11 protein-coding genes and 1 pseudogene are annotated in these 11,258 nt (G+C 39.3%); 7 read left to right on the top strand and 5 right to left on the bottom strand.

What is annotated here, in order from left to right; translation table 11 throughout:
- From ACEO2X_RS11935 to htpG, 5 genes and pseudogenes are all read left to right on the top strand, one after another.
- Positions 1 to 120 (top strand): annotated as a pseudogene (locus tag ACEO2X_RS11935) (IS30 family transposase); the annotation flags it as partial.
- A 22-nt stretch (positions 121 to 142) separates the two neighbouring features.
- The gene (locus ACEO2X_RS11930; protein WP_371972076.1) at positions 143 to 1,519 is read left to right on the top strand and encodes a Na+/H+ antiporter family protein; all 1,377 of its coding nucleotides are present in this window, start codon (positions 143 to 145) and stop codon (positions 1,517 to 1,519) included.
- A gap of 573 nt (positions 1,520 to 2,092) precedes the next feature.
- On the top strand, positions 2,093 to 2,704 hold the full coding sequence (locus ACEO2X_RS11925; protein WP_179994911.1) for an OmpW family protein: 612 nt from the start codon (positions 2,093 to 2,095) through the stop codon (positions 2,702 to 2,704).
- 174 nt (positions 2,705 to 2,878) lie between these two features.
- On the top strand, positions 2,879 to 3,223 hold the full coding sequence (locus tag ACEO2X_RS11920) for a lysozyme inhibitor LprI family protein (RefSeq protein WP_371972075.1): 345 nt from the start codon (positions 2,879 to 2,881) through the stop codon (positions 3,221 to 3,223).
- 94 nt (positions 3,224 to 3,317) lie between these two features.
- Complete coding sequence (gene htpG / locus ACEO2X_RS11915; RefSeq protein ID WP_371972074.1) at positions 3,318 to 5,234, top strand: molecular chaperone HtpG; 1,917 nt, start codon at positions 3,318 to 3,320, stop codon at positions 5,232 to 5,234.
- Between the two features lie 141 nt (positions 5,235 to 5,375).
- On the opposite strand, the gene ACEO2X_RS11910 is transcribed toward htpG, so the two are convergent.
- The 4 genes from ACEO2X_RS11910 to ACEO2X_RS11895 all read right to left on the bottom strand — a co-directional run bounded on the left by ACEO2X_RS11910 (position 5,376) and on the right by ACEO2X_RS11895 (position 8,843).
- Positions 5,376 to 6,512 (bottom strand): hypothetical protein, encoded by a 1,137-nt coding sequence (locus ACEO2X_RS11910; RefSeq protein WP_371972073.1) that lies wholly within the window; start codon positions 6,510 to 6,512, stop codon positions 5,376 to 5,378.
- A 94-nt stretch (positions 6,513 to 6,606) separates the two neighbouring features.
- Complete coding sequence (locus ACEO2X_RS11905; RefSeq protein WP_371972072.1) at positions 6,607 to 8,160, bottom strand: hypothetical protein; 1,554 nt, start codon at positions 8,158 to 8,160, stop codon at positions 6,607 to 6,609.
- A 10-nt stretch (positions 8,161 to 8,170) separates the two neighbouring features.
- Positions 8,171 to 8,350 carry a hypothetical protein gene (locus ACEO2X_RS11900; protein ID WP_004975807.1) on the bottom strand — a complete coding sequence of 60 codons (180 nt, stop codon included), beginning with the start codon at positions 8,348 to 8,350 and terminating at the stop codon, positions 8,171 to 8,173.
- Positions 8,351 to 8,678: 328 nt separating this feature from the next.
- Positions 8,679 to 8,843: a hypothetical protein gene (locus tag ACEO2X_RS11895; RefSeq protein WP_004975808.1), complete on the bottom strand. Its 165-nt coding sequence runs from the start codon at positions 8,841 to 8,843 to the stop codon at positions 8,679 to 8,681.
- 373 nt (positions 8,844 to 9,216) lie between these two features.
- On the opposite strand from ACEO2X_RS11895, the gene ACEO2X_RS11890 reads away from it, so the two are divergent.
- Positions 9,217 to 9,417 carry a dodecin family protein gene (locus tag ACEO2X_RS11890; RefSeq protein ID WP_004975809.1) on the top strand — a complete coding sequence of 67 codons (201 nt, stop codon included), beginning with the start codon at positions 9,217 to 9,219 and terminating at the stop codon, positions 9,415 to 9,417.
- A 172-nt stretch (positions 9,418 to 9,589) separates the two neighbouring features.
- Here ACEO2X_RS11890 and ACEO2X_RS11885 read toward each other — a convergent pair whose 3' ends face one another.
- On the bottom strand, positions 9,590 to 10,291 hold the full coding sequence (locus ACEO2X_RS11885; RefSeq protein ID WP_004975810.1) for a DsbA family protein: 702 nt from the start codon (positions 10,289 to 10,291) through the stop codon (positions 9,590 to 9,592).
- Positions 10,292 to 10,544: 253 nt separating this feature from the next.
- Here ACEO2X_RS11885 and ACEO2X_RS11880 point away from each other — a divergent pair, with 253 nt between their 5' ends.
- On the top strand, positions 10,545 to 11,165 hold the full coding sequence (locus ACEO2X_RS11880; protein ID WP_371972071.1) for a hypothetical protein: 621 nt from the start codon (positions 10,545 to 10,547) through the stop codon (positions 11,163 to 11,165).
- The last annotated feature ends 93 nt before the right edge of the window (positions 11,166 to 11,258 follow it).

Here is an 11,258-nt window from a genome sequence, read left to right as displayed (position 1 = left end):
TCAAACGAACAAATAGAGCAGATAGAATTTGCACTCAACCATCGTCCTAGAAAAACCCTAGGTTGGTATACACCGAGTGAAGTTATGGCTGGTTTTTATACTGTTGCACTTGCCGCTTGAATCCGCCGAATTTTCATCTCTTATGTTCGCAATTCTTGCTGCCATTGCAATCATGTTCGGATTGTCGTTGGCTCGTGTGCCTGTGGTTTTTGCCTTGGTTATTGGTGCAGTTTCAGGTGGTTTACTGGCTGGTTTAGGCTTACAAGGCACTTTAGATGCGTTTAATAATGGTTTAGGTGGTGGCGCTAAAATTGCTCTTGCTTACGGTATTTTAGGTGCATTTGCTTTGGCTTTGGCACGTTCAGGTTTGCCAGACTTATTGGCGTATAAGCTGATTCGCACTTTAACAGGTAGCAGTAATACTAAGGTACAGAACCGCGTTAAATATCTGATTTATTTTACTGTGGCTTTGGCAGCGGTATTTTCACAAAACCTAATTCCTGTACATATTGCATTTATTCCTGTATTGATTCCACCTTTATTGAGTGTTTTCAATCATTTAAACTTAGACCGTCGTGCAGTGGCTTGTTTGCTGACTTTTGGTTTGGTTGCCACCTATATGTTTGTTCCTTTCGGTTTTGGTGCAATCTTCCTGAATGATATTTTGGCGCACAATATCAACACCTTTGGTGCTCCGTATGGTTTTGCCATTCAAAATGAAGATATTCCTTCTGCTATGTTTATTCCTGTATTTGGAATGTTCATAGGTCTATTGATCGCGTTGTTTGTGAGCTATCGTAAGCCTCGACATTATCAAGATGTGCAAATAGAGCGTACCCAAAGCATTTCGAGTGAGCTCAATGCAAACACCGCAGCGCCAACCCTACAAGCGCCTCAGATTGCAAAATTTACCTTGTGGATGGCAGTGTTTGCGATTATTGCAACCTTGGCGGTGCAATTGTATTCAGATTCGATGATTCTGGCAGGTTTGGTGGGTGTTGCCATTTTAAGCTGTGCGGGAATTTTCAAATGGAAAGAAGCAGATGATGTGATCATTACAGGTATGCGTATGATGGCACTCATCGGCTTTATTATGATTGCTGCACAAGGTTTCGCTTCAGTGATTGAAGCGACTAATCAAGTGCCTGCTTTGGTAGAAGCGTCGGTGGAATGGATTGGCAATAGCAAAGCTTTGGCTGCATTTTTAATGTTATTGATTGGTTTGTTAATCACCTTGGGGATTGGCTCATCTTTCTCTACCGTGCCTATTTTAGCGATTATTTATGTGCCTTTATGTTTGCAGTTCGGTTTTAGCCCTGCAGCAACCATTGCGATTATTGGTACAGCAGCAGCCTTAGGAGATGCGGGTTCTCCAGCATCGGATTCAACCTTGGGGCCAACTTCGGGTTTAAATATGGATGGGCAGCACGACCACATGAAAGACAGTGTGGTACCGACTTTTATTCACTTTAATATTCCACTGATTATTTTTGGCTGGATTGCAGCGATGGTGCTGTAAATCATCACCAAAATTTGTAAGCACACGTGTTCAGAATAGGTTGGGCACGTTGCAGCATCGTGCTAAAACGACAAGAAGAATCTTTCTCAAATTCATCCTTGCATCTGCCGATTGAATCTCAATACACGATTTAAAATCTTCAAACAGAATGATTCATTTTCGTTGTAATTAACTTCTAATATTAGAATGAAGATGATTTTAATTCTCTTTATTTAATTTAAATAATTTTTATTGGTTTTTTGTTTTTTGAAAATATAAAACCTGAGTGAATTAATCAATTTAAAATAAATTTGTTTTAATTTTTAAACAAATATAAGATGTATTTTAAATAAACCTTTTAATATATTTTTTAAATAAAATTGAGTAATATAGTCGGGAAATAACAATATAAACTCTATTAATTAACTCGGGTTTTAAAACCAAGTAATTTAGTCTATTTAAAATAAATTTATATAATAATGAATAGCTTATAAAATAATTAAAATATTATGTTTAATATGTGTTGCATATTAATAGTGGTCATGTTTAATATTAATTAAGCGTTAAGATTTTTATTCTAAAGGTGGTTTTGAAATGTTAAAGCAAGTTGCTCTAATTGCATTAATGGGAATGTCTGCTTCTGCTATGGCAGGTCAATGGCAAGTTAAAGTTGGAGGTTCTGTGATTTCTCCAACAGCTGATACATCACTAAATACTTTAATTGGCCCTGTGAATGTTGAAGCTGATCATGAATATGCATTTACACCATCTGTAGAGTATTTCTTTAACGACAATATCTCTGCGGAACTATTGTTGGCTACACCAATTAGTCATGATGTGCTAGTGAATGGTGATAATGGTGCGAAGATTAAGCATTTACCGCCAACATTAACTGCTAAATACCACTTTAAAAATTCAACCCGTTTTACACCATACATTGGTGTCGGTGGTACGGCATTTATCGCATGGGATGAAGAAGGTGTTGTTAAAGATGTAAAAGAAGACTTTGGTTTTGCAGGTCAAATCGGTTTTAACTTCCAGCCAGCTGATGCGAAAAATTGGGGTGTATTCTTTGATGCACGTTATGCACAATTGAGTCCTGAAGTTACTTTAACAGCAGATACTGCTGCTGCATTAGGAGCTGAAAAGTTTGATCTGGACATCGACCCAATGGTGTACACCATCGGTTATAGCTACAAATTTTAATCATAAAACGTAGCTCTTTATAATAATAAAAATCAGCGCAACCCCATCTTTAGGGTGGGGTTTTTTTTATTGCAAAAAATAACAAATGTAGCGAATGAAAAAATTGAGAGCATATGCCATGTTCATTTACAGTCTGAAAGATAAAGTAAAGAACAATAAATAAGGAATTTATTCATGTCGATCAAATATGGTTGGTTAGTGTGTCTTGGTTTAATGCTAAGTGTTGCGGGGCATGCGGCAAGTTTTTCTTGTGAGAAAGCCAAAACACAAACGGAACATGCTATTTGTGAACATCGTCCGGTCAATGATGCCGATGTGAAAATGGCAACCACCTATCGTATCGTCAGCCGCTTGGTCGCTATGGGGACGCGCTCACAAATTCGTGATGAACAATTTCGCTGGTTAGAGTTGCGTGATCGTTGTGGTACTTCAGTTGATTGTTTAACCCAAGTGTATAATTTGCGTCAGCAGAAATTAGAGGATCATTTAAATCAGGTCTATCAACGTGCACCTTTTTAAATTTTTCTGGGTTTAGGCTTGAAAAATTAGGCAATCACTCCAATTCATAAACACATCCAACAATAACCATGTTTATGAATTTAAGGAGTGATGAATGAGCGAGCACAGCCAAAAACACAGTTTCCAAGCCGAAGTGGCGCAGTTATTACATTTGGTGACCCATTCTCTTTATTCCAACCCTGAAATTTTCTTGCGTGAACTGATTTCTAACGCATCGGATGCCTGCGACAAATTACGTTTTGAAGGCATCAACCATCCTGAATATTATGAAAATGATCCTGATTTACGTGTGCGTATTCGCTTAGATCAAGACAAGAAAACCCTGACCATTTCAGACAATGGCATTGGTTTAAGTCAGCAGGAAGCGATTGAGCATTTGGGTACCATTGCCAAATCGGGCACCAAAGATTTTATGTCGAAATTGACAGGCGATCAAAAAGCCGATGCGCAATTGATTGGTCAATTTGGTGTGGGTTTTTATTCAGGTTTTATCGTGGCGGATAAAATTACTGTGGAATCACGCCGTGCAGGATTGGCTGCAGATGAAGCCGTGCGTTGGAGCAGCACGGGTACTGGCGAGTTTGATGTTGAGCAAATTCACAAAGCAGAACGGGGTACCGATATTATTCTGCACTTGCGTGAAGATGCACTGGATTATTTAGAAAGCTACAAAGTTAAGCAGATCATCAATAAATACTCTGATCACATCAGTTTGCCAATTCAAATGCAGAAAGAAGTATGGCAGCAAGAAGAAGCAGCTGAAGGTGAAACGCCGAAAGCAGGTCAGTATGTGAAAACTGATGAATGGGAAGCAATTAACTCGGCCAGTGCGTTGTGGACGCGCAATAAAAACGAAATTAGTGAAGAACAGTACATCGAATTTTATAAAAACCTCAGTCATGATTTTGACGCACCATTGGCATGGGCGCATAACCGTGTTGAAGGCAGTACTGAATACACCCAGTTGTTGTATGTGCCAAGTAAAGCACCGCACAACATTTTTACTCGTGAAGCCAAAGCGGGGATTAAATTGTATGTGAAGCGCGTATTTATTATGGATGAGGCAGAGAACCTGATTCCAAATTATCTGCGCTTTGTGCAAGGTGTGGTGGATAGCGCCGATTTGCCATTGAACGTGAGCCGTGAGTTATTGCAAGAAAGCCGTGATGTTAAAACCATCCGCGAAGGCAATACCCGTCGTGTGTTGACCATGTTGGACAATTTAGCCAAGTCTGAAGATGAAAAAGACCAAGAAAAATTTAAGCAATTCTATCAAGAATTTGGTTCAGTTTTAAAAGAAGGCTTAGGCGAAGACTTTGGCAACCGTGAACGTATCCTGAAATTATTACGCTACGCTACTTCAAGTAATGATGACATCAGTACCTCATTGGCGGACTATAAAGCGCGAATGAAAGAAGGTCAGAAAGCCATTTACTACGTTACGGCAGACAACTTGAACGCAGCAAAGCATTCTCCACAGTTGGAGTTGTTTAAGAAAAAAGGCATTGAAGTGTTGTTGATGGCAGAACGCGTAGACGAGTGGGCGATGAACTTTGTGCAGGAGTTTGATGGCACGCCAATGCAAAACGTATCTAAAGGTGCGGTTGATTTAGGCGATCTACAAGATGCTGAAGAGAAGAAAGCTTTAGACGCGGCTGCAGAACAATTTAAACCTGTGGTTGAGCAATTGTCTGCATCTTTAAGCGGTAAAACCAAAGAAGTGCGTGTGACTACACGTTTGGTTGATTCCCCTGCTTGTTTGGTAACAGGTGAAGGTGAACTGTCACCACAATTGATTCGTATGTTGAAGGATGCAGGGCAAGCTGTACCTGATATGAAGCCAATTTTGGAAATCAACCCAGAGCATCCTTTGGTGAAAAAATTACAGGACTCCAATCAATTTGATGATTTGGCGCATGTGATTTTTGATCAAGCTGTGATTGCTGAAGGTGGCTTGCCTGAAGACCCAGCGGAATATGTGAAACGTATTAATAGCTTACTGTTAAAGTAAGTCTGCTTTCGCATGAACATGATCGATGATGCGTTGTACAAATAATGCATCGTCATCTTGCAAGATCATCTTGCAAAAAAACCAAGTCCTGTTCGCAAGACTTGGTTTTTTTAATTTGGCTTGATTGTAGATGTTACCTGTTTAGAAAATGGCTTCTAAACGCACTAAAGCACCGAGATAATGATTACGATCTGCGCGATCATCATTTAAATAATTGACATCGCCCTGAATAAAGAACCATTCACGTAAAAATGGTTGACGCCAAGAGACAAATGGCCCCCAACGATTTAAACGTAAGTCATCATCGTGATAATAACCGCCTGTATAAATGCCATAGTTAAAGCGGTTGCCTGCAAAGAATTGATGTTGTCTAAAGGTGTAGTTGTCCCAAACCAAATCATCATCTTGTTCATCGGCATAGGTCAGGCTAAATTGATTGGACAAGAAAGCCTGATTGGGGCGTGCGTGCGTGAGCTCCAAGTTGGTTCTGAGATAATTTTCACTGTCGATGCCATAACGATAAATTTGTTCGGCATGAAAAGAGAAATCATTTTCCAAAGTCCAGTCTTTAGAGGCTTTTAAACGCAGATAAATATCATCGCCAGAACGTACCCCTAAATCGACATCTGTTTCAAAAGGTAGACGCTCGGCAAAGTTCGACCAACGTAATGCCAGAGAACTGTTGTCTTCACGGCTACGTTTGCTGTCTACAGTTTTGTCTGCATCATGCGCTGGGTTTTCGTTGGTAATGGCGACGTTATTTTGCAATTCGTTATCGAGCGAGTCATCACCAAAGACCACACTGAGTTTATTTTCAAGCGTAGGCAGTTTGATTTTCCCGCGAATACGAGGTTTGACTTCATATTCATTATGCTTATCCCAACTGCTATCGACCAAAACCCGCAAAGTGGCTGAGGCAGGCTGTTCAGGACTTGGTTCACCAAACCAGTTATCCAGTTTATGTGCTGTTTTATCTGCCCAGTTGCGAATATTTTTTTGACGTTGATCGAACCAAGTTAAATGTTCCGTTTCTGCGGTGGCAGGTACAATGGGTTCATTGGATTGTTCGGGTAACACCGTCGGTGTAGCATCAATCCAACGTGGAATCGTGTAATAAAAACTGCTTTTATCTACTGCACTTGGCGGAGCGACAGAAGGTGGCAGTGACGTATGGGCTTGATCCACTGCTTGAGTTGATTCTTGTGCAAAAGTGATGCCTGCGACCCCACTTAAGAGACAGCTTAATATAAAAGGCGATGTGTGCTTTATTCTTGACATTATTTACTGATCTTTAAGCCATTTTTGTTAGTGTTGAAAATCTATGAGATAAAAGCAAGACTTGGCTACAAAATCATAATATAAACGGCAGTTTTTAGGCAGAAACCTCTTTTTCTTGATACATTTGAAGTGCTTGGCATAACTGCAAAGCATCAATCGGTTGCTGTAATTGGGAGATGACTTTTTGAATCATTCGCCAACTAATACCTTGTTGTCGATCTAATAAAATGTGCGGTACAGCTTGTTCAGTACGGGACAGTTGTAAGCGCTTTTGACCATGAATCACACGAATTTTTTGTCGTTCTTTCAGTAAAATCAAAGGGGTATGACTCTGTGCTTCATTTTCTTCAAACTGGATAAATTTAGTAGTTTGAATGTGCTGTATCGGAATGAAAGGAAAATAATGCTCTTGCTGCCACACGATTTGAGCATCATGACTATAGCATTGAAAAAGCTGATCAAAATCAAATAAATGTTCTTGTAATTTTTCCCAAGAAATTTCACGTATTGCTGCAATTTCATGTTCAAACTGTTGGCAAAAGTTTTGAGTCAAACGAATCGCTTGCATTTGATCTAATGCGCCAAGCAGTACCACATATTTAATAAAGCGTCCTTGCGTATTGGTTTGTTCTGCCAAATATACCGCACGCGCCAACACCTGTTGCTGATCTTCTTCAGGATCAGACAAATGCACCAATACATCGGCATATTGCGTGACTTCTGGCGCTTCAGGCAAAAAGACCCGATACAACTGTGCTGACTCATTTTGGCTAAGATTGAGCGCAGAAATGGGGCAACTATATTGGCTTAACAATAGATTATAAGCTGGGGTGGTGCTTGGTTTTGGCGTGACAGCTGTTATTGGTGGGGCAGTATCTATTGTCGTTGTGTCAGGCTGAGTTGTATTCAGTATTGCGTTGGAAATGATCGTTTGGTCTGCTGTCGGTTCAATTGTAAGTTCATCTTTAGCCACGTCCAAAACTTGAGTATCAGACGAGGCAACTTCTTCTGTAGCGATGTGGTCTCTAATAAAGTCAAATTGAATTGGCGGATCTGCAGCTTTATTTTCTTCTGGGTCTACAGTGGCAAAAATTGGTTGAGTTTGTGCTGCTTCTATCGTTACAGTTTGAGCAGCTTCTAGCACAGCAGCTTGCTTGAGTTCTGCATCGGTTTGAAGGCAGTGATACTGTTGCTGCTGTTCCAACATCCAGCGATAGACCTGCTCTAAATCTTGAAATTCGCTTAGCAGAGCAGTGCGGTCTGCAGCAGGAATTAACCAAATTTGCCAACCTGCTCTCGGTTGATACAAAATCGCCCAACCTGCTCTCGGTTGATACAAAATCGCCCAACCTGCTTCAGGCTGTTGATAAAGTGCTGTTTCAAGTGCTTCAAGTTGTGTAAATACGCCACGAAAAGATTGTGCATATAAACTTTGTTCTGCAAAAGTTACCGCAGTTTGAATTGGATTTTGTGAGGCTTTAAATGTGAGCAACTGTTTTTGAAAAATCGGTTTATCGCACAGCATAAAAATTTCTTTAATGCGTGCTTTGGCTTTGGCTGTTTCATACAGACTGAGTCTTTTATGCGTTAAAGCATCAATTAAGTCGCGTAATTCTTTAATCAACAGTGATTTTTCTAGTGTATTCATTGATGCATACTTAAATATGTTGTTGTGCTTTTTCCAAATAATCTGCCAAGACAATATTCAGAGCCAATTCAATCAATTTATATTCTGCCGATTGTGGTTGAGGATAGCGTTTGGCTAATTCGATTAAATGGCTGACCTCAATCGCTTGAGGTGGAATTTTTCTTTGTATAAGTGCTTGAAGTTGTTGCATAGGCATCTGCTATAGCAATGAAAACAAAATCACTTTAATTATATGGATTTAATTAAAAAATACATGCTAAAAATTGTCAGCTTTTGTGCTTTTTTAGACATTATTGACAAAAAATGCGCTTTTTATATGAAAAATAATCAAAAAAATTTAAATCGCAGTGCCAAAAAAGTATTAGCAATTGGGTAGAACACAGTTTTTAGATGTTGCATGGACGATTTAAAGCAAATTTAGCATTAGAAAAACAAACAGCAGCCTGCTTTAGACTGCTGTTTGGGGAGAGAAATGGGAGAGATTAATACAGCTAAAATTAGTGGATAAAACGCGTAACTTAAGCTGCCTTTTGCGAAGTTGGTTCATTTACAACAGCTTCAGATGCAGCCGATTCTGTATTCACTTTTTGATTTGGAAAATCAGGTACATGCACAATTTGAGCAGATACATTTGCAGCAATTGCTAAAAGTGAAACCATCAAAACAGATTTAAACATATTCATGGGAATATCCATCCAAAGTGTTAATGTCTAGGCAGAAGAATAGACATCGTAGGGAGATCAAACGAAATAAAAAATTCACATGAATCATAACAAAGTTTAAAATTTACAAAATGATCATTTCGGCAATTATTTTAAAAATAGCAATATAAAACAATATATTAGAGTTTTAGCTCTAGTTTTTTTGTAGGCTTAAATGGTTGAGATGTCTGCAAAATTTGTATTTAGATAAGTCTGAAATGCGGGTGAATGGTGACAGTTTTTGACAGTGTGAAATCATGTAATGTTTTGGCTGTGATTGGTTAAACAGTCTAAAAATGCGGTTTTTTTAATCTATGATGGAATTCCAATAACGATAAAGGACAGTGAGAAAATCATGGCAATTGCAAAAGTAGTTGAAGTTAATTCAAGCAGTACAAAAAGTTTTGAAGACGCGATTCAGACTGGAATCGCTAAAGTGACAGAAACAATTAAAAATGTCCAAGGGGCGTGGATTAACGAACAAAAAGTGGTGGTTAAAGACAATCAAATCACGGAGTATCGGGTCAATTTAAAAATCAGCTTCTTGGTTGAATAACACCTCGCTTCATTAACCAAGCATAGTAAGATGATAACTAACCGAAGCATGGTTGCGGGGCAAAGCTGGAACTTTGACTCATTTTAAAAGCACAAAAAAATCCCGTAATGGGATTTTTTTGTGCGTCTAATCAGCTGGAAGAACACTATTCAGCCTTGTCTGTATTTCAATCTTAAGCTTTAGGTTCAGATACATCGCATTGTTCTGCATCGCAGCTTGCTGCATCTTCAAGCTCTAGCTCGCTTGCTGTTTCAAGGGCTTTTTGCAGAACTTGCACAAAAACTTCGCGTGGCTGCGCACCTGCTAAAGCAATACGCTGATCAAATACGAAGAACGGTACGCCAGTGACGTTTAATTGTTCACGTGCAACTTCTTGGTCAAATTTTACAAAGTCGGCATATTCGTCAGAATCCAAAACATCATCCACTTCTACAGGGTTCAGCCCAATACGTGATGCAACATCTTCCAGTGTTTCACGCTCGCCAATTGCCAAACCTTGAGTCATATAGCTATAGAAAAAAGCTTCTTTGGCTTCGCTGCCCAAGCCTTTACTTTGCGCCAAATGCACCAAACGATGGGCATTAAAGGTATTGCCTGAATTGGCATTTTCCCATTGAAAGTCAATGCCTTCAGCTTTTGCCATTTCGGCAATATTACGCTGCATGTCTTCTACTTCGGCAAGGCTGCGCCCATATTTTTGTGCCAAACGCTCTGAATTGGACACTTCCTGACGCGGTGGCGCATCTGGATCGAGTTCAAAACTGTGCCAATGCACTTCTAATTCTACACCTGCTTCTTCAGCAGCAGCCTCTAAACGTTTTTTGCCGATATAGCAAAACGGGCAAACAATATCTGACCAAATATCAACGCGCATGAACAATCTCAAATTCTGTTTTTTACTAAGATGGGGATGTTACATAAAATTTAAAGCATAAAGCGATGCTAAACTTATTTTTGAGCATCTGGTCAAATAGCGTCATGGATACAGAATCATATAAAGGTATAAATGAATTGATTTATTTCACTATATTCTAATGGCTGCATTAGAAAATAAGCATAAAATGCTATACAAATGTGACAGGCTTCACGCTAAGATATTGCAAATACTAAAAAATAAGAGGGCACGCATGCGACGTATAGTGCTAATTATAGGATGTGCAACGCTGCTGATTTTTGGCGGGATGTTTTATCAATATCAACAGCAGCAAAAACAAGTCACTCAATTGCATGCTTATCAAAATGTGATTTATGGAAAAGCCGAACAAATTTTTGTACAGGCACAGGATTGGTCTAAGCCGATTCAAATTGACTTAAAAGATAATCGTTTAGATGGCGACTATCAAATTATGGCGAGTTTTGTCTTGAGTCACATGGTGCAAAGTGCCGAAGCGCGCAATAGCTATTTACGTGAATTAAAAGCCTTGAATTGGGATCAGTTTTTAGATCCTCAACGACTTGCTGCAGATAAAAAACAAGACTATGCCGATACCGAAGCCATGTTGGTGCAAGTACGTGCCATGGTAGAGCTGTATCAGGAACATTTAGAACAGCATGAAGCGATGGCTTTGGAGCAGATTGAGAATCTTGAAATCAATCATAATTTGCGCCGTCATTTAGCAGAATCTTTGCTAGAAAGCCGCCATAATGACCAAGGACACGCATTATTTGAATTGGAAAAGAAAAATTTGGGTAAGGCGTATGTGTTGTTTGCAATTTTAACCCGAATTACGGATAAGAAAAGCCCTTGAAAAAAAGGTAGTTAGAGCCATTTAGAAAGTTACGACACAACCCAAAGGCTCTAACTACCATGTACGATTTTACAGAAATTTTTTGTATTGTTG

Origin of the sequence: Acinetobacter sp. AL9, assembly GCF_041464035.1 — a bacterium.
Taxonomy (GTDB): Bacteria; Pseudomonadota; Gammaproteobacteria; order Pseudomonadales; family Moraxellaceae; genus Acinetobacter; species Acinetobacter towneri.
The sequence above is the reverse complement of the archived record's forward strand: the minus strand, read 5'-3'. Positions and strand labels throughout refer to the sequence as shown.